The 21,993-nt window shown below is 41.1% G+C and carries 17 protein-coding genes and 1 riboswitch; of the genes, 9 read left to right on the top strand and 8 right to left on the bottom strand.

Annotated elements, in window-relative coordinates; all coding sequences use genetic code 11:
• Positions 1-195: 195 nt before the first annotated feature.
• Positions 196-1,419, bottom strand: coding sequence for a dicarboxylate/amino acid:cation symporter (locus ACZ42C_RS14035; protein WP_461182155.1), 1,224 nt, complete (start codon positions 1,417-1,419; stop codon positions 196-198).
• A 260-nt stretch (positions 1,420-1,679) separates the two neighbouring features.
• Here ACZ42C_RS14035 and ACZ42C_RS14030 point away from each other — a divergent pair, with 260 nt between their 5' ends.
• From ACZ42C_RS14030 to betB, 5 genes are all read left to right on the top strand, one after another.
• Positions 1,680-2,819: a hypothetical protein gene (locus tag ACZ42C_RS14030; RefSeq protein ID WP_461182156.1), complete on the top strand. Its 1,140-nt coding sequence runs from the start codon at positions 1,680-1,682 to the stop codon at positions 2,817-2,819.
• A gap of 122 nt (positions 2,820-2,941) precedes the next feature.
• Complete coding sequence (gene lspA / locus ACZ42C_RS14025; protein WP_461182157.1) at positions 2,942-3,412, top strand: signal peptidase II; 471 nt, start codon at positions 2,942-2,944, stop codon at positions 3,410-3,412.
• Positions 3,413-3,826: 414 nt separating this feature from the next.
• Positions 3,827-4,573 (top strand): deoxyribose-phosphate aldolase, encoded by a 747-nt coding sequence (gene deoC / locus ACZ42C_RS14020; protein WP_461182158.1) that lies wholly within the window; start codon positions 3,827-3,829, stop codon positions 4,571-4,573.
• A 197-nt stretch (positions 4,574-4,770) separates the two neighbouring features.
• Positions 4,771-5,643 (top strand): glycine betaine ABC transporter substrate-binding protein, encoded by an 873-nt coding sequence (locus ACZ42C_RS14015; protein WP_461182159.1) that lies wholly within the window; start codon positions 4,771-4,773, stop codon positions 5,641-5,643.
• A gap of 138 nt (positions 5,644-5,781) precedes the next feature.
• A complete protein-coding gene (gene betB, locus ACZ42C_RS14010; RefSeq protein WP_461182176.1) occupies positions 5,782-7,248 on the top strand; it encodes a betaine-aldehyde dehydrogenase in 1,467 nt (488 codons plus the stop codon).
• 429 nt (positions 7,249-7,677) lie between these two features.
• On the opposite strand, the gene ACZ42C_RS14005 is transcribed toward betB, so the two are convergent.
• The 3 genes from ACZ42C_RS14005 to ACZ42C_RS13995 all read right to left on the bottom strand — a co-directional run bounded on the left by ACZ42C_RS14005 (position 7,678) and on the right by ACZ42C_RS13995 (position 10,928).
• On the bottom strand, positions 7,678-8,283 hold the full coding sequence (locus tag ACZ42C_RS14005) for a TetR/AcrR family transcriptional regulator (protein WP_461182160.1): 606 nt from the start codon (positions 8,281-8,283) through the stop codon (positions 7,678-7,680).
• Between the two features lie 222 nt (positions 8,284-8,505).
• Positions 8,506-9,126, bottom strand: coding sequence for a DUF3298 and DUF4163 domain-containing protein (locus tag ACZ42C_RS14000; RefSeq protein WP_461182161.1), 621 nt, complete (start codon positions 9,124-9,126; stop codon positions 8,506-8,508).
• A gap of 305 nt (positions 9,127-9,431) precedes the next feature.
• On the bottom strand, positions 9,432-10,928 hold the full coding sequence (locus tag ACZ42C_RS13995; protein ID WP_461182162.1) for a S8 family serine peptidase: 1,497 nt from the start codon (positions 10,926-10,928) through the stop codon (positions 9,432-9,434).
• A gap of 602 nt (positions 10,929-11,530) precedes the next feature.
• Here ACZ42C_RS13995 and ACZ42C_RS13990 point away from each other — a divergent pair.
• The gene (locus tag ACZ42C_RS13990) at positions 11,531-15,889 is read left to right on the top strand and encodes a S8 family serine peptidase (protein ID WP_461182163.1); all 4,359 of its coding nucleotides are present in this window, start codon (positions 11,531-11,533) and stop codon (positions 15,887-15,889) included.
• Between the two features lie 206 nt (positions 15,890-16,095).
• On the opposite strand, the gene ACZ42C_RS13985 is transcribed toward ACZ42C_RS13990, so the two are convergent.
• Both ACZ42C_RS13985 and ACZ42C_RS13980 read right to left on the bottom strand, forming a co-directional pair.
• The gene (locus ACZ42C_RS13985; protein WP_461182164.1) at positions 16,096-16,260 is read right to left on the bottom strand and encodes an anti-repressor SinI family protein; all 165 of its coding nucleotides are present in this window, start codon (positions 16,258-16,260) and stop codon (positions 16,096-16,098) included.
• Between the two features lie 17 nt (positions 16,261-16,277).
• A riboswitch (cyclic di-GMP riboswitch) is annotated at positions 16,278-16,368 on the bottom strand.
• A 412-nt stretch (positions 16,369-16,780) separates the two neighbouring features.
• A complete protein-coding gene (locus tag ACZ42C_RS13980; protein ID WP_461182165.1) occupies positions 16,781-18,163 on the bottom strand; it encodes a DUF6612 family protein in 1,383 nt (460 codons plus the stop codon).
• Between the two features lie 196 nt (positions 18,164-18,359).
• Between ACZ42C_RS13980 and ACZ42C_RS13975 the strand changes: the two genes are divergently transcribed.
• A complete protein-coding gene (locus ACZ42C_RS13975; protein WP_461182166.1) occupies positions 18,360-19,043 on the top strand; it encodes a peroxiredoxin in 684 nt (227 codons plus the stop codon).
• Between the two features lie 129 nt (positions 19,044-19,172).
• Here the strand turns inward: ACZ42C_RS13975 and hmpA are convergent, their stop codons facing one another.
• Complete coding sequence (gene hmpA / locus ACZ42C_RS13970) at positions 19,173-20,402, bottom strand: NO-inducible flavohemoprotein (RefSeq protein ID WP_461182167.1); 1,230 nt, start codon at positions 20,400-20,402, stop codon at positions 19,173-19,175.
• A 137-nt stretch (positions 20,403-20,539) separates the two neighbouring features.
• On the opposite strand from hmpA, the gene ACZ42C_RS13965 reads away from it, so the two are divergent.
• Entirely contained in the window at positions 20,540-20,974 is a 435-nt protein-coding gene (locus ACZ42C_RS13965) for an Rrf2 family transcriptional regulator (RefSeq protein WP_461182168.1), read from the top strand.
• A gap of 197 nt (positions 20,975-21,171) precedes the next feature.
• Entirely contained in the window at positions 21,172-21,312 is a 141-nt protein-coding gene (locus tag ACZ42C_RS13960) for a hypothetical protein (protein ID WP_461182169.1), read from the top strand.
• Positions 21,313-21,455: 143 nt separating this feature from the next.
• Here ACZ42C_RS13960 and ACZ42C_RS13955 read toward each other — a convergent pair whose 3' ends face one another.
• Entirely contained in the window at positions 21,456-21,581 is a 126-nt protein-coding gene (locus tag ACZ42C_RS13955) for an FbpB family small basic protein (RefSeq protein ID WP_461182170.1), read from the bottom strand.
• Positions 21,582-21,993 lie beyond the last annotated feature (412 nt).

Genomic DNA, 21,993 nt, shown 5'->3' with positions numbered 1-21,993 from the left:
TCTATCTGGCACTTGGATAAGAAGGCATCGTTTTTGGAGAACTACAACTATTGAACTTTCGCGTGTAAATTCACATCAAAAAGAAAAAGCATCAAATAATCCCACCTGTTTCGAAGTGAAATTATTTGACGCTGATTATGCACATATACCATGCTGGCTTGTGATCATCTATAAAAATCTATGTTTTACCATTCCTTACCCTTTCTGCATTTTCCTATCCCGTCGGTTCTCCCACTGCTGCAACAAACTCGCATTTGCTGTGTTGCCAAACACGTTCAACAAGGTGCGGAAACCTTCCGTTACCCGGTCGATCCCGGCTACAATCGCAATACCTTCCAACGGCAGGTTTGCTGCAGAAAGCACCGTGGTCATCATGATGATCCCCGCACCAGGCACACCGGCTGTACTAAACGAGACGAGCAATGCGCTCAGGAATACGGCGAGCACAAGTTCAACCGTAATATCCACGCCAAATAATTGCGCTACGAAAATCGCATTGAATCCTTGTAAAATTCCCGCGCCATCTCTTTTCAGCGCGGTGCCGAATGGAATGGCGAAACCGGATAATTCGCTTTGCAGTTCGGCTTTTTTAGCGCCATTGAGTGCCAGAGGCAGCGCTGCATTGGAGCTTGCCGTACCGAAGGCCAGTGTCAGCGCCGAACCGAATCCCCGGAAAAAAGTCTTTAGTTTCACACCAGCGATAAATAGGATTAAAATATATAATCCGACCATAATCATGATGGCTAAAATCAAGCCGAGTATATACACGGCCAGGTTGCCGATAATGCCAAAGCCCTGTGTGGCCACTACAGAGGTAATTAAGGCAAAAACCCCGTACGGTGCAATTTTCAACACAAGCTGCAGGATTTTCTGCACAATCTCGTACATACTTTCCACGACATTGTAGAATGGCCGGGTTTGCTCATCCTTCAGCAGGTTAATTGCCGTACCTACGAGAGCCGCAATGACAATGACCTGCAAAAGATTTCCCGATGCCAACGCTTCAAACGGGTTGGAAGGCACAATGCTTACAAGCCATTCCACCAGGGAATACCCTTCATCAGCGGCTGCTGTGTCTCCCGTTGTAATCGCATCTGCATTGTCACCGGGACGGACGATAAAAGCAACCACAAGGCCAAGGATGATGGCCATGGCTGATGTCCCCACATACAGGCTCATTAACTTCGTGCTATACCTGGCAATATAGCCGGTCCCCCTTAACTGTGTGATACCCATAATCAAGGCTGCAAAGACGAGCGGCACCACAATTAATTGAATGGCACGTAAAAATACGTCCCCTACAGGCTGTAATACATATTCATCAAGTGGCTCCACCCAGCCCGGCGCAAGCAGGTTCAGCAAACCACCAAATAATACACCGGCACCTAATGCCACAAAAATTCTGGTTGATAAGGCCATTTTGTACACTTCCTTTAATCCATATATTCTACTAATTATCTATAATAGCATGGTAAGTAGATAATTCCTATCTTTTTAGTTTGATTTAAAAGTTTTTAGGAAATTATTCATTTGATAGAAAGGTAGTGCTATACCTCATGTAGGTTTTTTGCGGGGAATCCGTCTAACCATGCTTTTGATTGTTGGGTGGAGTAAATGTTTGAAAAAGTAAACTGTGACGGTAGATAATAATCTTAGAATAAAAAATCAAGGGGACCGCTATGATTAAACCAAATATCTTTACCTTCGCTACTGGAGAATTATCGCAGGATGCATTTATTTGCTGGAGTTTGTCCTGGGGGCGGCAGTATGAAAATAAGCAAATGCGCAGCTATGGATTATCGCTGCTGAATGCCATGCTGGAAAAACATCAATATCATATAGAAGACCTCGGACGTATGATGATAGACGATGTGGCAAACCAAGTTAACTCCATCGATGTGCTGGTGAAATTCAGGATTGATGAGCAGGAATTCGAACTGATCATTGAAGATAAAACAAACACGACGATGCACTCCAATCAAATAAAGCGTTATTTTGACCAGAGGAAGGAGAAAAACCCCGACAAGGTGATTCTGGCAATTTATTATAAAACCGGCTTTATTTTTGATGACGAAGAATTAAAGCTAAAAGCATTATGTGATAAAAATTATCCCGTAAAAAGCTTTGATAAAGAAGCTATCCTTAATTTTATGCGTCCATACCTGGATGTAACGAATAGTGATATTTTTCATGATTACTACCAATATATAAAAGAAAAATTCGATGGAGAAAAAGCGGTTTTGCAAAACATTTACAGCCCTGATTTAGAGCGCCTGGAAGAAAGTTTACAGACGCCATTCGGTCAGGTGGAAGCGATCAAGTCTATATTTGGCCATGTACCTATTAGTAGAGGAAACAGTTATGGGAGGCCATGGGTCCATTATTCCTTTAAAAAAGGGAGTCATAAATCCCCTTTGCCGGACAGGTTATTTTACCGTATAGATAAAAAGAAAAAAGGCTTTTATTTATCCCTCCGTCAGTACAGCAATTTAAAGGATGTGGCGAGACGAAGAGACAGGGACTATAGTATGGAAACATTAAAGCAAAATAAATTGGAGCGGCTGCATGAACTAACGCGGATTTTTGATGATGTCCTAACAGAAATGAAGAATGAAACTCCGGAAATCTACATTGAACCGGGTAAAAAAACGACTGACCGGAGTGGACATAATGAATCGGAAGTTGGTGTGTTTTATTTTACAGCAGAAAACACAGTGGAACGATTCAGCCACTTTTTTAATATTTTTCATAACCGGTATTGTGATCAAGTGGAAGCGGCTTTTGGTATAGATGGGTTAGAGCGCATAAATGTAAATTGATAAAGGAGTTGTTGAGGCAGCCTTGAAAAAATACAAACTGTATTCATGCCGGAAGCAGGCAGGATACTGGTCGTGCTGATCGCAGGGCAAAACGTGTCAATCATGTCAGCAAAGAAAGAGTGATGTTTATCCTTTTTTATCGAGTTGTTCTTCTCGTCATTTTCATTGATCAGGTTTCGAAGTATTGGATCCGTGCACAGCTGGAAGTGGGCGAGTCGTTGGTCATTTGGGAAGGCGTGTTAAATTTTACCCACATTCAAAACAGCGGTGCTGCTTTCGGTTTATTTGAAGGATATGGCCGTCTGTTCATCCCCGTTGCCTTTATCATTACGCTGGTATGTATTTATGCACTGCAGAAAGGTTATATTCATGGAAGGCTGTTGCAAACAGGGATTGCGATGTATGTCGGCGGTGCAATTGGAAATGCCATTGATCGTATTTTATTCAATCAGGTAACCGATTTTATTCATTTTTCCTTTCGTGATGCGGTGCCCAATTTAGCCGATTATGCGCTTATTCTTGGTATAGTTTTAATTTTTGTGGATGTGGTTGTAGGATGGTTGAGGAAAAAGAGGGTGGAAAACCATAGTTAATTTTTCCTGCTAATCTTGATTTACTGACCAGCGAAGTATGAAGGAGTACGCTGTGAATGCTGTATTTGAGGGAGATACAGAGTTAATAGATTGTGAGCAAGAAGTTTTTGAAAGTATTAGTCCCATTGAACTCTAACCAAATTTAGAGTTCTTTTTTTATATTAAAAATACAGAAGTGATGTGTTAAATTACTTAAACATAAAGGAATAAAAGTAGATTTATTGTAAATGTTTGTTTCCATTCATTGGATTTATTTATTTTTAAAGTAAAAAACGACTCTCTTGTTTTTTTAAGTCAACTGTATTACAATAATATTTATTCAAGAATACCTTCGAAATTATCCCCCAAAACACATTTAAATGTATTAAATCAAAAGCTTGGCAGCCAAGAAATGAACAAGAAGGATGATTAAATATGAATAAAGCGGAGTTTTGCAAGACAATAGATCATTCTATTCTATGGCAAAACAGAAGTAAGGAATCAATAGAAAAACGAAGCAACGAAGTGATTAAATACGGTTTTGCTGGTCTATGCTGTTATCCGACGGACGTTGCCGTAGCCAAAAATATTATAGGTGATAAAGCAAATATTAGCGGTGTAGTCGGGTTTCCGATGGGCTTTGAAACGACTGAGGCCAAAATTGTTGATGCTTTGGCAGCAATTGACCATGGTGCTAACGAATTGGACCTTGTAATGAACATCGCTCGCTTTAAAGATGGTGACTATGACTATGTGCTGGGTGAGCTAAAACAAATTGTTGAAGCAGCTAAAAAAAGAAGAAGTGACTGTGCTGTTAAAGTGATCATTGAGACACCTCACCTTAAAGACAGGGAAGAGTTAGCCAAAGCATGTGAATTGGTGATTGATTCCGGAGCCGATTATGTGAAAAACGCTACAGGATTTGCTGTGGGATATGACGGGACTGGAGAAGCTGGTTATACCGATGAAATGGTAGAGCCTTATGATAATGCGGGATTCGATAACGTAAAAGCAATGCGTGATATTGTAGGCGACAGAATCAAGATCAAAGCTTCCGGTAACCCTGAAAATTTGGATGAATGTCTCTATTATATCGAAGAATTAGGTGTCTCCCGAATAGGTAATGATTATATTATTCAATGGCTCGAAGAAGTAGGAGAAGATTACTGGAAAGATAAATAAACGATGTAATTTACGCCTGATATCGATTGGCTTCATGATGGTGAAGAATTAATTTTCATAAAGTTAAAGTTTAATGGTGCAAATGAATCAGAGATGATTATTATTATTCTATGATAGCCAGCAATGGCCTGAGTAATTTTTACACATGATAAGTTTGAATTATTATTTCTAACAAATTGAAAGGATTGGGTTTTGTAATGAAGAAAATAATGGTGATGATAACAGTCTTACTATTAGGATTGTACGGATGTGGAGCAGTCGAAAATGGAGATGAAAATGAAGAAGTAAATGGTGAAGTAAATCAAGAAGAACAGGAATTAGTCGTGGGTTTAACAACTTGGACAAGTACGGTCCCACCAACCGAAATTATTATAGATATACTGGAAGATAGAGGTTATAGCATTGAAGTAGAAGAAGCAGATATCGGCGTTATTTATGCCGGCCTGGCAAATGGAGAAATAGATATTTATATGGACTCTTGGTATCCACAACAGACACAATACTTGGAGGAATACTCTGATACCATTGAACAACTTGCACCAATTTATGAAGATGCAAATGCTGGAATGGTCGTGCCAAATTATATGGAGGACATCAATGATGTTTCAGATTTAATTGGCAAAGAAGATATGGTGAATAATGAGGTTATTGCAATTGAAGATGGTGACCCTGCCATGGACGAATTGCAGGAACTTATAGATGCTTATGAGCTTGATGTTGAATTAGTGAATTCTTCAGAGGGAGCGATGCTTGCTGCAGCCAAAGCAAGTACAGATCAAAATGAACCGATTTTATTATATGGCTGGGATCCCCACTCCATGTTTAATGATATGGGCTTAAAAATACTGACGAATGAAGAGCATCCGGAATTTTTTAATGGAAGTTCGGTTCACCCTATTGTTCATCAAGATGTAAAAGAAAAAGCGCCTGAAGCCTATGAACTTCTAGAGGATTGGACAATAAGCATTGATGATATGGCAGATATGATTACTGAAATCGATAACGGGGCAGATGCTGAAGAAGTAGCCCAAGAATGGCTTGATGATAACCCGGAGTGGTTAAACAATTAAAATAAGATGGATGGATAGCAAGCATTACAATTAAGGTTTCACCACTTATACAACGAAAATTCCACCGACTTGCCTGCCTATCCATCTGTTCCATACTATGTCAATTAAAATACGAGGAAGAGAGTGTTTGCTTTGGAAATGAAAAAAATGTACATCAATGGTGAATGGATTGAGTCAAGTTCCGGCAATGTCCGTGATATAATCAATCCCTACAACCAGGAAATTATCGCAACTGTTTCAGAAGGTGATAAAGGTGAGGCAAAGAATGCAATTGCCGCAGCGCGAAAAGCTTTTAATGAGAGTGATTGGTCTGCCATCCCAGCCATTGAGCGGGGCAAAGTGGTTCATAAAATTGCTGATTTGATCGAACGTGACCGGGGAGAACTGGCTGATCTAGAATCACTTGATACAGGTAAAACTCTTGCGGAAAGCCTGATAGATATGGATGATATTGCGGCTGTTTTCCGGTATTATGCGAAAATGGTCGATAAAGAAGCTGATGGGGAGATTATCACCTCACCAATCCCAAACTCAACCAGTAAAATTGTTCGTGAGCCTGTTGGTGTATGTGCGCAAATTACACCATGGAATTACCCATTACTGCAGGCATCCTGGAAGCTGGCACCTGCACTTACAGCAGGCAATACACTTGTTATGAAGCCAAGTGAGATTACACCACTGACATCGATTAAAGTATTTGAATTAATGGAAGAAGCTGGTGTACCTAAAGGTGTAGTTAATTTAGTGCTTGGTCCTGGCCATTCCGTTGGGGAAGAAATGGCTTCGAATGATGATGTTGATCTGGTTTCATTCACTGGCGGACTTGAAACAGGGAAGAAAATTATGAAAGCTGCCAGCTCCAATGTGAAGAAACTGGCACTTGAGCTGGGTGGAAAAAACCCAAATGTGATCTTTGCTGATGCTGATTTCGAAACAGCAGTGGATCAGGCCATGAATGCCGTGTTTTTCCATGCGGGCCAAGTTTGTTCGGCAGGTACACGATTGATTGTGGAAGAAAGTATTCACGATCAATTCGTTGAGGCATTGGTCGAGCGAACAAAAAACATTCGACTTGGCAGTGGTTTTGATGAATCCACGCAAATGGGACCGCTTATTTCAAAGGAGCATTTAAATAAAGTAATTGATTATGTAGAAAAAGGGAAACATGAAGGAGCGACTGTTGCTGTGGGCGGCGGGATCCCTGAAGATCCTGAATTACAAAACGGCTTTTTCTACCTGCCAACGGTCTTAACAGATTGCACGACAGATATGTGTGTGGTACAAGATGAAGGGTTCGGTCCGGTCATTACTGTGGAAAAATTCACGACCGAAGCGGAGGCTGTTCAGCTGGCTAATGACTCTATTTACGGACTTTCCGGCGGGATTTTTACCAATGACATTGCAAAAGCCGAGCGGTGTGTAGCTAAAATGCGCATGGGCACGGTCTGGATCAATGATGTGAATCTTTACTTTCCACAAGCACCATGGGGAGGTTACAAGCAATCCGGTATTGGCCGTGAGCTTGGCAAGACAGGCCTTGAAGAATATCAGGAAATAAAGCATGTTTTCCGTAATTTGAAGCCCGAGCCATTGAATTGGTTTTAGTAAGAATTAATATAGACGAGGCTTTAGCATTTGTAATACATCTGCCCGACAACATTACTTTAGCCATAGCATATACATGGCGGCCAGGCTTGTTGCGATTTCCATCGGATTCTGTTAGTTATAATGGGAATCGATGTAGAAAGGGTGGATGTTTTTTAATGTAAGGGAGAAAAAAGTTAATTAGCGAGTTCTCATCAATCCTGGTTTCAGTAACCTGAAGGATTGATTTTTTATGAAACTTTCAATCGTTCCAATGTTTATTTCAAGACAATACTATATGCTTACAAAATAAGAACAGGGTACGCTTTGATCGCTGTACTCACTGCATGAGCAGCTTTAATCAATTGAAGTTTGGCGGAATCGTTAGAGGATGGTGGGTGAGGTGGGGGTTAATTATATATTGATTTGCGAATCCCTGTTCTTCTTAATTCAACTGGTTTCCTTACAAATGTTTGTTAAATATTCTCTTACTTTTTGTTCAACCACTTCATGGTTGTATAGTTGAGGATAAATTACAGACTCAAACGTCAACCCAGTGATGAATATAATCAACGAATGCGCTTTTTCCTCAATATTTATGTTCCTTGAAAGGTATCCATTATCATAAAGTGTGCTTATAATGTTCTTTGCAAAATTTAAGTTTATTTTTCGATAATTTTCTTTAAGCTCCTGGTATTCCGGGTTCATCGTAGCCATCAGGGTAAATTTCACCCATATATCATTTTCCATTCTTTCTACGTCTGTATGAACTTGGACAATCTGTTTTGCCATATGGACGGCATTATAAAAAACATCTTCATCTATTTGTTCTACTTTTTGCATTCTTTGTTCAAACCTTTGGAAAACGACGTCCATGGCGTACGTATATATATCCTTTTGCTTTGGAAAGAAATGTTGAACGGAACCTAATGATAACCCAGCTTTTTTGGCAATTTCCCGTAATGTCGTTTTTTCAAAACCATAATTGTAAATAACATCAAACGTTGCTTTAACAATTTTATCCTTTCTTTGATTATGGTCTACTATTTTAGGCATATAATTGCTCCTTTGGTTTTTTTAAGTTAATTGTATTGTAACACTTTTAGTGACTGTGTGGTTATTATTGATGTTACGTTGTAGGTGATTGGTACAGGGTGGAGTGGTTTAGCAATATTAATTCCTAAGGAGTCTTACGAATGGTTAAACCGAGATAAATTGAATACGTATTATTAAATTAATTTTTATTGAAATGAAATTAATTATTTGTAGTTCAAGCATTCAATTATTCACTGCCAGTCTGGCAAGTGGACCATCTTCATTAATAATATCCTGTATAGCGTAAACGGAAATGGGGAACATTGGAAAACCAAATGCATAGGGAGCCAGTTCATATAGCTGAAAATAAATGACCAGCGTTCTGTCTGCAATGTAGTAGTCCTGATTCGGTGCAATTCCCTCAAATTCATTAATCACCGGGACATCACGCTGATTAATTTGTTCCTGAATTATTTGGGAGAGTCTTTCCACATAATTGCTGTTCGGTTTAAATAAATCCTCCAGTGTACAAGCTTTTTGTTTTTGCAGGTCATATGTTAAGGAGTTGATATAGGTCATTCCGTGGGCGGCCTGGTAATGGTATGCGTAGTTGGAAAAAGTGAAGCTCAGTACATCACGTTGGTTGTTTTTAACTTCATAATAACCAATCATTTCTACGAGTGTTGATGGTGCGTCGGCTGTTTGCAGGTCAATTAACTGCTGGGTTTTCAGAGTGATGTCCTGGTTAATTGAATGCTGCAGGCTGTGATGATCTTTGAGGGAAACTTGAGGGTAATATACTGTTTTATTGGTGTCATCACCAATCTTGAGTGTCTGTATATCTACAGGTAGGGTAATAGGCATTTTTCTCATCCTTTTTCACTTCATTTTATGTTGGGAAAGTGGGATTGTGATGAATGTTTAAGGAGAATTAGAAGTACATGACAATCACCTGGCCAAGTCCATTTGTGGCATTTCGCATTCTAAAAGGCAAATTCTTGAAAGAATAGACTAATAAAACAGAGAAGAGCGAGTAAATTATAATCATTTACGATTCACCTGGTCCTTTCGGTTAGCTCAACAAATAAAGATAGGGACAAAGGCAGTGCCCTTGTCCCTATTCCCATATAATAGTTTCCCCGAACCCTGCAAAGTTAGGGGAGTTACTATTACCTCGGACTCCAATACAGCGGATCATTCGGCGGTTCCCATCCAGGGAAAGATAGGTGTGAATAGTTGCAAACATATACTTGTCCATTGTAAGTCACTTCATCACCAGCAGCATAAAATGTGTATGCTTGCCACTCAGGTGCTTGCGGTGGATCACCATCACCACCATCACCACCATCACCGTTATCACCGTCATCGCCATCTGTCATCTGCTGTATAGCTGCATATGCATCAACGATACCGTTTCCATATTCAAAAGCACTACCCACTTCTTCGGCAGTGTTGTTCATGGCGTCGCGTACTTCTGCTACAGAAGCATCAGGATCGGCTGCGCGCAATAAACCGGCCACTCCTGCCACATGCGGAGATGCCATGGAAGTTCCTGACAAACTATTATAACCATTATTCGGTACCGTACTGTAAATATTTGAGCCAGGGGCCATTAAATCCAGTCCATTTCCATAATTGGAGAAAGGAGATCTGCTTTTATTGGAGGTTACTGAACCTACTGCAATGACACTTTCATATGCAGCCGGGTAAGAGATGCTGCTCTGATACTCATTCCCTGATGCTGCGACGACAATTGTACCAGCGTTCACAGCTGTCTGTACAGCATCATCAAAACTCTGGTTATAGCCGCCTCCACCTAAAGACATATTAATGACATCTGCGTCAACGCTCACGGAATGAAGCACACCCTCAATAATTCCGAAAATGGAACCGCTTCCATCATCGCCCAATACTTTTACCGGGATGAGTGTTGCCTCCTGCATAACACCTGAAACAGAACCATAACTGGCTACTGTTCCGGCAACATGCGTACCATGCCCTTGGTAATCCATTGTTGAACTCCCACCGACAAAGTTCCCTCCGAGATCAGTCCTTACCAAATCACGAAGGCTTTGGTGGTTGTGGTCGATACCTGTGTCGAGTACAGCGACCCTTACGTCACTGGAACCATTTGTTGTATCCCAGGCTTCAGGTGCATTAACCATTTCATAGTGCCATGCCTGCTCCGGGTGAAGATCTGCAGCCACATTGTTCATTACCGTGCTCTCAGTCGTGTATACCTCTTCATTTTGCGAGATATGCCTCACTTTCAATCCTTCATCTTTAAGTGCTTTTTGTAATGCAGATTCAGCTTCTTCAAATGACTTGTAATCTGATGCATTGTATTCTACCAGGTAAACCCAACCCATTTCTTTTACCATTAGTTTCTTTAATTGCTGATTTTCTTCAGCTTGCCATGTAGTTGAGTCCTCATCGAATACAGAGTCTACAACTTGAAAACCTAAATTTGCTAAATTATTACTGTTATTCATGATGCCTGCAGGTGACTTTTCAATGGAATTTTCCGACTCAATCGATATGATCATCTGATTTTCAAAGCTATGCTTCTGATCATTCTTTGATGTATGATCATCATTGGCTAAAGCAACCGACGAAGTTCCCATGGTTATAATGATTACTGTGAAAATTAGAAAAAATTTCTTCAAGCTTTCAGCCTCCTTTAGATTGTGGCCCTGTGAATTGAAAAGTGGTTTAAAGACTATAAAACTAGCTACCCCCTTTCTTTAAAAATTAGGAAAATTTAGTTTTGGTATTTTTTACAAGGCCAACTTGAATTTAACATTTTATTCAAGGTTATACTATAACGAAAACGTTAAAATATTATTAACAACAAGTTACATTATTTTACAAAAGTTGTATTAAAGATACAAATCTCATAATATACCTTATATAGAAATGGGGGTGCAGGTTTGCGGGGGAAAAGAAGATGGGTAACCAGGGAGTGGTTTGAAAACCCACTTTTTTTACTGATGCGCATTCGGTTGAACAAGTGGAGTGCCAAAAGTTTTGCAACTTCTATCCTGTGTTTAATAGAAATATAGTTATTTTGATTTGTTGTAAAGATCGTTTTATATAGTACCTTTCTATTAATTTTTTATAAATGAAAAGGAAACGACAATATTCGATGGAATCTATAAATCCCACCTGCTAGTGTACAGATGTATCCGTTGTCATAACAACTACAGGGAAGGGAGGTTAGATTCAACTGTTTGCAGCGGTTAAATAGCAGGAGAGGAGAAATTTACGGATGAAAAAAATACATAAGAAAAAATGGGAGAAAAATCTTTCCATTTTTCTTGTTCTATTAATGACGTTATCATTAGTTTTCCCGGCTGGTAGCCTTGCAAAAGATTCGACCACAGCAGGTAAGCATCAGCAAAAACAGGGCGATACTAAAGTGGATGCAGCCTTACTGGAGGCTTTTGAGAAGGAAGAACACGTACCTTTTATCGTAATACTGAAGGAACAGACTGATACGGAGGAGATTGCTCAACATGCAAAAGACAGCGCTGCAAAGCAATCCCTATCAGCGGATGAAACAAAGGGACGTGTCCAGGAAGCTGTCGTATCCGAATTACAAAATAATGCCGAAATGACACAAAAGAACATTATTTCCTATTTGGACAACCACGGCAGTATCAAGGATTATCAAAGCTTTTATATTGTGAATGCTTTAGCGGTGACCGGCACGGAAAAAACAGCACATGAAATTGCGAGTCGTCCGGAAGTTAAGTCTGTTATATTGGACAAAAATGAAAAGCTGACACCGATTGAGAATAAATCCTTTGAAAACAGTGGTATTGAATGGAACATTGATCGTGTTGGTGCTCCGGAAGTGTGGGAAGACGATGTTACCGGAGAAGGAGTTGTCATCGCCAACCTCGACAGCGGAGTGTCCTGGCAGCATCCGGCTCTAAAAAGACAGTATCGTGGGTTCGATCCGGATGATCCTGATAATGCCTCCCATGAGTTTAACTGGCATGACGCAGTACTTGGAGCGAATAGTCCGATGGATTCGGATGGCCACGGTACGCATACGATGGGTACTATGGTTGGTCAGGAAGAAGATGGGGCAAATCAGATAGGCGTAGCCCCCGGTGCCGAATGGATCGCGGTACGTGCATTTTATGGGGGTTCAGGCTACGATCACCATATCTTGGAAGCGGCTGAGTGGGTGCTTGCCCCGACGGATGAATATGGTGTACCTCATCCGGACAAAGCACCCGATATCGTGAATAATTCTTGGGGAGGCAGACCAGTAAATAATGACTGGTTTCTTCCTATGGTACAAGCCTGGCGTGCTGCAGGAATTGTTCCTGTATTTTCTGTAGGGAATGCTGGATTATTTGATGATCCTGTGCCCGGTTCCGCTGCTGCGCCTGGAAATTATGAAGAATCCATTGCTGTTGGAGCTACCGATGAAGACGATATACTGGCGGAATTTTCCTTGAGAGGACCTTCTGAAATGGGAGTCCTTAAACCTGACCTGGCAGCCCCGGGTGTTAATATTCGCTCCTCTACTAGAGATGATTCCTATACAGAAAACAATGGAACATCTATGGCTGCCCCGCATGTGGCGGCTACAATCTCGCTGATGTTGGAAGTGGATCCCGATCTGACCATTGAGCAGATAGAAGATGTATTAAAATTAACAGCAGCTGAACGGACCGATGAGGATTACCCGGATTCCCCAAATAATGGATATGGGTATGGACTGCTTGATGCTGCAGCTGCAGTTGAAGCAGTACAAGAAGGCATTGGCACTATTGATGGGCAGGTGACCGCCCCGGGTATAGATGATGAGGCTCCAACCTATGAGCATGATCCCAGAGAATCCCTGTATAAGAATAAAGATGAGGAATTTCTAATCAGGGCAAGTGACAATGTAAGTGTCAATGAAGTGACATTAACTCTAACACTGGATAACGGTACGGAAAAATCCTTCGAAGCTGAAGCGGTAGAAGGTGACCATCTGGATGGGGTGTATGAAGCAGTAGTTCCCAAAGATGAGATTATTGGAGACACGTTGGATTATAGGTGGTCCATCCATGATTTTAATGGAAACGAAACAGTAACCGATGTTTATACCGTGAGTATTGAAGAGGGTGTGGGCGAGGGATATATTGAAGATTTTGAAGGATATCCCGACGGCTGGTACTCTTTTGGCAGAAACAATAGCTGGGAATGGGGTATCCCGACATACGGTCCGGATGGCGCGCCTTCCGGGGAAAAAGTAGCAGGTACCAATTTGCGAGGGCTTTATGCCATGGATGCAGACATGACGCTGATGATGCCACCTGTATTTGTTGAAGAAGACACTGTTCTCCGGTTTAAAAACTGGTACAAATTAACATTACTTGGACAAGATACAGGTACAGTTTTCGTTTCAACTGATGGAGAGAGCTGGGATCCTTTATATCAAGTGAGACAGGAGAATACACGCTGGCATGAAATAGGATTGGATTTATCGGATTATGCAGGAGAGCAAGTCTATATTGCATTTAACCTGGAGTCCTCCTCCAATGAAAATGACGGCTGGTATATAGATGATGTTAAGGTGGTCAACGATAGTTCGGGAGTGAGCATTGCAAATCAAGTATATGATGAAAACGCAACGTTGAACATACCGGAAGAACAAGTGAATGATAAATTACAGCCGATGTTGGAATTTAATGGAGTGGAGAAGGAATCGGAAAACACAAGAGAAGGAAATGAAGCATTCAATGAAGGAATTATACCTGTTGAGGCAACAATTAAGGTTGAAGAGACCGGTTGGGAGACCGAAACAGATTTAAGAGATGGCAGTTTTGCTGTCCACCATAAACCAGGTGAATATACGCTGCACGTAGATGCTTATGGGTACGAACAGGAGACTGTAGCCGTCTCACTTACAGAAAAAGAAACCATCTCACCGGAAATCCAAATGACTCCTTTACCAAGGCAATCTATTTCCGGAACGGTAGAAAGCACCATGGGACAGGAGATTGAAGACGCGACAGTCTTTTTACTGGAAGATGAAAACAGCGGTCGCATTTCTACCAATGAAGATGGAACATACCAACTTGAAGCCATCGAGGGAACCTATTCGTTAAAAGCATATGCCGATGGTTATTACGCTAAAACGGAAGAGATCACCGTTGTAGAAGGAGAAGATTTACAGCTGGATATTACACTGGAACCTTTCTATGAAGCGGGAGACTCAGAAATAGCATATGACAGTGGATCCTATGCGAGAAATCTTGCGTTCAGCAAAAAAGGAAGCGGATTTGCTGTGAGAATGTCTCTGGAGGAAGGGGGATCTTCCGCCATGCTTACCGGCGCCAAATTGCAGTTTTGGGCGGATCATGTACCACAACCTGGCGGGACGGACATAATGATTGCTGTTTATGATGCCAATGGGGAAAATGGTGCACCCGGAAATAAACTGGCCGGTCCGGTAGAGGCGACAGCAGTTCGTGATTTAGATACGTGGACAGAAGTTGATTTGACGCATTTAGGTGTTGTGGTCGAAGATGATTTTTATATTGTCTATCTGCAGGCAGACGATTATCCGTATATTCCGGGATTTGTTGCAGATGGAGAATCCAATAATTATGCTGATCGAAGCTGGCAGTATGCAGGTGGACAATGGACCAAATCGGATGGCGGTTCAGGCAACTTTATGATTCGTGCAAATGTGGATTACGGCGAAGAGCCGGAGTATGTGGCTCCAGAAATTACTGCTCCTGAGGATGGGCTTATTACCAATGAAGAAGAGATCGTCGTAGAGGGAACGGGAAACCCAAATACAGCTGTTCACATTACAAGTGACAGTAATACGGTCGGAACAGGCATTGCAGATGAAAATGGGGAGTTTTCCATTAATGCCACATTGGAAGAAGGGGCAAACGAATTGCAGGCCATCACATTTGTTGATGATGAGCCCGTGGCGGAATCCAATGTAGTATCTGTGGTACTGGATACGCTGGCACCTGAGCTTCGTATAGAGAGCCCTGAAGAGGGAGAGACCCTTACAGAAACATTCGTAATGGTAGAAGGGACAGTGGAGGATCAGCATCTTGACAGGGTTGAAGTGGAAGGAATGGAAGCTGATGTGGACGACAGTGGGCATTACTCCAGGGAAATATCGCTGGGGCCAGGAGAGCAGACAATCGAAGTGACTGCATATGATGCAGCTGGAAACTTTGCCCATAATCATGTGACAGTTTTCGTGGAAACAGAGGAGGAAGAAGAGGGGCCGGTGATTGAAAATGTAACACCGGAAGAAAATATTTATCTCTCTACCGGTGAAAGTGTCAAAATCACATTTGACAGTGAACCGGGTCTTCGGTCAACCTTCCAAATTTACTTGCCACTGGCAGAAAGTTTTTCGCAGATATCCGGACCGGGGCCGATAGAATTGCCGATGATGGAAATAGAAAACGGTAAATATGTAGGTTACTGGACCGTGCCGACAAACTTGACGGCAGCCGGAGCGCAAATTCAGGTTAAGGGAGTAGATCAGGCAGGAAATGAAGCAACGGAGCTGGCAGATGGCAGATTATTTATAAATGTAGAAGAAGAACAGGATGAGCAGGCTTCATTGTTTTTGAATCGGCTAAAGTAAGTGCCCTGATGTGTAATTGACTTTCGGCAACCTCTCGGACCATGAAGGGCGGGAGGTTGCTTGTTAATAAAGTATTCGATGTAGGACTTATTGCATTTTAGTTCATATTCTCAAAAATAAAAAAGAGGACAGAAAATTGTCCTCATCGGCAACTTTATATTCACTCTTACGCACTTGAATTCTCAGCTGTCCCAAAAATCGTTATACTATGTTCCTTTTTCGTTAAACATTATCCATTTCACATATGTAAAGTTATAAAGAAGGTGTCGGACTTCCAGTTTGGTAAGTCCACTGTTTTTTGCCATTTTTATTAATTCAACCCATTCTTCATCAAGATGCCTAATTTCCACTGAATTTTCTTGTTTTACCATGTCAATTAACCCCCAATTGAGGCAGCCCAGCCACCATAGGAGTATAATATAACCCTTAGGTCTGCAGCTTTGCGTATCAACCTTTCGGAAGAATTGCCTTTTCACTCTTGATGTAGTGCTATTTTACTATATTTGTTAAGCATGTACTACCACTTTTTTACAAGATTCGTTCGACATATTTCGCAGATAATCTATAACCAGGTTGTTTAGTTCGAGCTTTTCCAATAACAATTGCTTCAAATTCTTTCATTTCTCAGTAATAAACCATAGGAACTTGATAACGAAACTCCCCGCAATTTTGGATCAATTTCAACTATCGCTACCCACAGTAAACTTGAAGAATATGTTTACTCTCGGAGTAGATAGGACGAAGGTTACGTTATTCATTCATCCGAGACACTTAACATAAGGATATACTACAGAATTTTGGGCTTATTGGACGTATGCTGATTTTAATGTAACCATTGAATGATACAAAAAGCTCCCGCCAGCAATATCTGTTCGGGAGCCATTCTATCTTTTACTGTACAAACCCTGCTAAATATTGATCCTGCATGAGGACCGTATAGGTGCCGGCGCCGTCCAGCATGACGTGGACTTCGACTTCTATAGGGTCAAGGAGTTCATCAATGTCATAATATTTTTCGGTTAATAATTCAAGGTTCTTGGAATCAAGTTCATCATCTGCAATTTCGCCTTCTTCATAAAGCGCGATCAGTTCCTGTTCTGTTTCGAGATACACGGACGTATCACTGAAACCTTCCACTGAAACGGTGACCGTAATATTTTCTGCCGACTGGGCATCTGCACCGGTTATTTCATACTCCGTCGTGGATAATGCATGTATAAATGCGTCTGCTAAATCTATGATTTCTTCCTCTGTTACATTGGCACCCGCCATATTTTGCTGGGTATTCTGGATGTATATTTCCTTGAAAAAGTCCCGTTGCATTTCAGCCTCGGATACTTTTTCCTCTTCCGGATAATTGTCCGGTGCCCGGTTGATAAATTCTTCGGCATTCTGAAAGACAGTCGCCTGAATCAGCGCATCAAGATAAGCGGCTGCTTCCGTTTCCAAGGTTTCCCGCTCTTCATCACTTATTGAAATCTGCCCGGGGACATCAGTGTCAGTGCTGTTGTCAGGATCTTCAGCAGTATCTTCTTCCATGGTTACAGCCGGTAATGCCACTTCTTCGGTTTCATTGTAATTTGTATAGGTATAAACATAGCTTTCATCCTGGGAAAAGTCATGTTCTTCGATAGAATAGCTTATATCCTGTTCCACATGCTGAATCAGATTTGTTTCTTTATCAATAATGATTTCTAATACATAATTATCAATGTGAATATTGGAAAGTTCAATATTGCTTCCCAAGAAATTAGACAGGGAGTCGATGGATGGCTCTACAAAACCCCTGCCAATCTCGTCTATGTCTGCTTCCTCACCGTTGTATGTAAAGACATAGTAATCTTCCTGCTCTTCCCAATCAAATTTTTCATACAGGTTCTCATTCAGTTCTCCAAAGAAGACAAGTGGACCTTTCATAAATCTAAATTGCCTGTCTAAGGCGCTTTCCACTTCATTTGCATCCGCTCCGGTTTCTGCAATCGCATCTGCTACTATTCCGTCATCATATTCAATCAGAAAGTCATCATTACTTTTATAGAGGGCAAAACCCGGTTCGTTCATCCTGTAGTAGTCCACATTGTTATCAAAATCAAAAATGGCATTTCCGGTAACTGTTTCCCCTCCGTCCGTTTCTTCAAATTCCACTTCCACTGAAGTCAGCTCCTGCTGCGCTTGGTTTGCTTCTTCAAGAATCTCTGCAGGGCCCGGCTCTGCACATGCTGCTAAAAATAAACAGATGATGAGTGCAACCCCGGCCATGTACTTTTTCACCACATTCTTCGTCTCCCTTCATTTTCCGTATAAAAGTTCCACATGAATTATACGGGAGGCCCGGAGGATTTACTACAGTTGGACAGCAAAATGGGAGGAAAGTCCCGAGGATGGCGGGCTTGTCCACTTTACTTATTAACCATATTTTCACGAGAATAAATATAGGCGAATATATATAGTGGTAAAAGGAGGAAAATTTATGATACATCATCATGAAAAGGAAAATGTGCCGCGAATCGGGGATCGCTTTCCATCCATAAATGCGCACTCTACGCTTGGAAATATAAGTTTGCCGTCCGATTACGAAGGGCGATGGTTTATGTTATTCAGTCATCCGGGTGACTTTACACCAGTATGTACGACAGAGTTTATTTCTTTTGCAAAGAATCAAGCTGCATTTCAACAGCTGAATTGTGAACTTATCGGACTATCGATTGATACAGCATTTGCCCATATGAAATGGGTCGAGTGGATTCAGCAGAAAATTGGTGTCAGTATACAATTCCCTATAATAGCCGATGAGCTGGGAGTGGTATCCCGCCGTCTGGGTATGATACCGGCGGAAGGGGTAACACGAACGGTCCGGTCCGTATTTTTTGTTGATCCAGCCGGTTATATTCGACTTATGCTTACTTATCCAAATGAATTGGGCCGCAATACAAATGAATTACTGAGGATCCTAAAGGGGCTGCAAACTGCTGATGCTTATGGTGTTGCCATGCCGGCTAATTGGCCGAATAATGAGTTGCTGGGTGATCAGGTCATTTTACCGCCGGCCAACACTGTGATGAAAGCCAGAGAACGTGTAGAACAGGCAGAAAAGAGTGAAATCGACTGTTTGGATTGGTGGTTTTGTTATGAGGAACTGCCTGGGGGGTTGTAGAGAATGCAGGAGGTTAGTATTCCTCTAATTGACGTGCTGTCTGACTGTATCTTGATTTGGATGTCCGGCTACGGCCACATAATATAAATAAGAGGACAGAAGGCCTGTCCTCTTCGACATGTGTAGATCCTACGCACTCATATCTTCAGCAGGTCCAAATACTTCATAATGAATATCTGTATCTGCTACATCCAATTTTCTTAAGTTCTGATATGCTGCACGCATGAATCCTTTTGGTCCACAGAAATAAAATGCGGCGTCATTTGTCGGTATAATGGATTGCAGCCAGTCATAGTCAATGTGACCTGTTTTATCACACTGTTCTCCTTCGGCAGGACTATCGTAAACGATGTAACTTGTTACATTCGTATGTTCCCTGCAAATTTCCTCCACGCGTTCTTTCATCGCATGGTATTTCTCTGATCTGGCAGCATGAATATATATGACTTCACGTTCCGGCTGTGTTTTAATCACTGTCTCCAGCATACTCATCATTGGAGTTAAACCAACACCGCCGCTCATTAATACGAGTGGGCGATTGTCTTTTTGATCAAGGAAAAAGTCGCCGCCTGGCGCGCTGATTGGCAAAATGCTGCCTTCATATATGTGATCATGCAGGAAGTTGGACACGACACCTTCCGGGAACTCTCCATTTCCTTCTTCCCGTTTTACACTAATCCGGTAGTATTCTCCACCTGGCGCCTGTGATAAGCTGTATTGTCTCAAATGATGATGAGGTTCTCCTTCGATTTCAGCTTTTACAGTAATATATTGACCGGGCTCATAAAGCGGGAATACACCGCCATCTGCGGGCTCTAAATAGAAGGAGGTGATAACATCACTTTCCACCACTTTTTTGGCCACTCTGAAGTTACGGAAGTCCACCCAGCCGCCGGGTGTGTTTTCCACTGCTTTGTACATGTTTGCTTCCACGGAAATAAATACATCCGCAATGGCGCCATAAGCTTTTTCCCAGGCATTCATAATATCATCTGTTGCGGCATCACCGAGAACATCTTTGATTCCCATTAATAAATACTTGCCGACAATCGGGTAATGTTCAGGTTTGATATTCAGGCTTCTATGTTTTTCCGCAATTTGTTTTACGACAGGTAAAATAGCTTCTAAGTTATCGATGTGCAATGCTGCAGCGTAAACCGTGTTGGCCAGTGCTTTCGGCTGGTCGCCTTTGCGCTGATTTGTTTGATTGAAGATGTTTTTTAATTCAGGATGATCATTAAACATTTGACGGTAAAAGCTTTTTGTAATTGCAGTACCATGTTCTTCCAATACAGGCACAGTTGATTTCACAATATCTCTTGTTTCCTGATCAAGTACATGAGTTGTTTGTGTTGTCATTACATAGCACTCCTTGTTATTTTAAACATGTATTTCGTATACATCTTTAATTGTAAATGACTATTATCACTGTATCAATAGTGAAAACCCGTTATATGTTACAATTATTTGAAGTAATAATCTTAAGGAGAAGAACAATGCAATTAAAAAAATATACGGATTATGCCTTGCGTGTACTTATATTCACAGGGACGAAACCGGATGGGGAGCTCTCCAGTATTAAGGAGATTTCAGAGGTGTTTCATATATCCTCGCATCATTTGGGGAAAATTGTATTTGAATTAAATAAGATGGGATTATTGGAAACCGTACGCGGGAGAAACGGGGGAATCCGTTTAGCCAAGCCACCAGAGGAAATTAATGTCGGATTGCTTGTCCGGCGGCTGGAAAGTGATTTAAATCTGCTGGAGTGCTTTGATCAAGAAACCAACCATTGTGTCATTACACCCGCATGCACATTAAAGCATGCGTTAAATAAAGCATTGCACGCCTTTTTCAGCGTACTTGATGAATACACAGTAAAAGATTTAATCAGGAATGAAGAGGAATTGCGGGAATTGATGGGGATTTAGCAAATATCTTCCAGCCTGGTAAAAAAAGAGCGTATCCTATGGTGTGTAGGTGCTTTACAATCTGAATCATTATCTATACTACGTAAACTAAAAAAGAAAATTGTTATGTTCTTTGCCCGTTTCATAAATTTGAACCTGAAAGAGTTTTGCAGCGTGATAGTTTACATTCAACAATTTATAATGATAGGAGAATCGTAATGTCTAATAAAAACACCATTTTACTGTTTGTGTTTTTTACTGTTTCCATCGCCGGCCTGCTTGATTTGAAATATAAAGGGCTGTTTTATCGGTTGCTTCCCGAATCCATGCAGAATTATGTGGGTAAGCAATTAAAGTAAGCAGGAGGTGCCTGCCCCTGCACGGCCAGGCACCCGATTAACTTAATGCGGGTCCTTGAACATAGTAGTCTCCATCGCAGAAAATTTTACAAATCAGATAAATAACAAAGCTCAGCAGATCCAATGTCTGCTGAGCTGTAATATTACATTTCCTTTGAATGTTTTTCTTCAAGTTTTCGCTCGATTTCGTCCAGCGCCTCACTGTCTTCGAGCAAAGCCTGTTTATTTTGTTCAATCAGTTCTTCCATACTTCTTTGTTGTCCAAGCATAACTTTATCCCTTCCTTCGTCATACTATTTCAACTATAAGTATAATATAAAAAGAAGGTAAATAACCAACGCAATTATGACAAATGTGTGAAAATTCGTCTTTTGTTTGTGTTTGGTAAGAATCGCTTGTCTAATGGTGAATATCCTTTGCATATACATAAAATTAATATAAACAAAATATTATACAATGGTTAATTATAACTTGTCAACGAAAATATTGCATTTTTTTAAGATGTATGATAATCTATATTTAGAATCATAATAATACGGAGAAAACATTCGGTGATCGTGCGCAATTTCTTCTAAAAGAATTGAAGTGCGGTTTTTTATTTTGGTTACCGTGTTTTGTTCCCTTAGTAACATTGTTGGAGACGGATGTTTAGTCAATGACAGGGTGAAAATAAACGCCTTG

The sequence above is a fragment of the Virgibacillus kimchii genome (genome assembly GCF_055379185.1).
The sequence above is the reverse complement of the archived record's forward strand: the minus strand, read 5'-3'. Positions and strand labels throughout refer to the sequence as shown.

Coding starts and splice junctions, on each gene's coding strand:
- ACZ42C_RS14035 (WP_461182155.1), bottom strand. CDS start 1,419: ATGGCCTTATCAACCAGAATTTTTGTGGCATTAGGTGCCGGTGTATTA.
- ACZ42C_RS14030 (WP_461182156.1), top strand. CDS start 1,680: ATGATTAAACCAAATATCTTTACCTTCGCTACTGGAGAATTATCGCAG.
- lspA (WP_461182157.1), top strand. CDS start 2,942: ATGTTTATCCTTTTTTATCGAGTTGTTCTTCTCGTCATTTTCATTGAT.
- deoC (WP_461182158.1), top strand. CDS start 3,827: ATGAATAAAGCGGAGTTTTGCAAGACAATAGATCATTCTATTCTATGG.
- ACZ42C_RS14015 (WP_461182159.1), top strand. CDS start 4,771: ATGAAGAAAATAATGGTGATGATAACAGTCTTACTATTAGGATTGTAC.
- betB (WP_461182176.1), top strand. CDS start 5,782: ATGAAAAAAATGTACATCAATGGTGAATGGATTGAGTCAAGTTCCGGC.
- ACZ42C_RS14005 (WP_461182160.1), bottom strand. CDS start 8,283: ATGCCTAAAATAGTAGACCATAATCAAAGAAAGGATAAAATTGTTAAA.
- ACZ42C_RS14000 (WP_461182161.1), bottom strand. CDS start 9,126: ATGCCTATTACCCTACCTGTAGATATACAGACACTCAAGATTGGTGAT.
- ACZ42C_RS13990 (WP_461182163.1), top strand. CDS start 11,531: ATGAAAAAAATACATAAGAAAAAATGGGAGAAAAATCTTTCCATTTTT.
- ACZ42C_RS13985 (WP_461182164.1), bottom strand. CDS start 16,260: ATGGTAAAACAAGAAAATTCAGTGGAAATTAGGCATCTTGATGAAGAA.
- ACZ42C_RS13975 (WP_461182166.1), top strand. CDS start 18,360: ATGATACATCATCATGAAAAGGAAAATGTGCCGCGAATCGGGGATCGC.
- hmpA (WP_461182167.1), bottom strand. CDS start 20,402: ATGACAACACAAACAACTCATGTACTTGATCAGGAAACAAGAGATATT.
- ACZ42C_RS13965 (WP_461182168.1), top strand. CDS start 20,540: ATGCAATTAAAAAAATATACGGATTATGCCTTGCGTGTACTTATATTC.
- ACZ42C_RS13960 (WP_461182169.1), top strand. CDS start 21,172: ATGTCTAATAAAAACACCATTTTACTGTTTGTGTTTTTTACTGTTTCC.
- ACZ42C_RS13955 (WP_461182170.1), bottom strand. CDS start 21,581: ATGCTTGGACAACAAAGAAGTATGGAAGAACTGATTGAACAAAATAAA.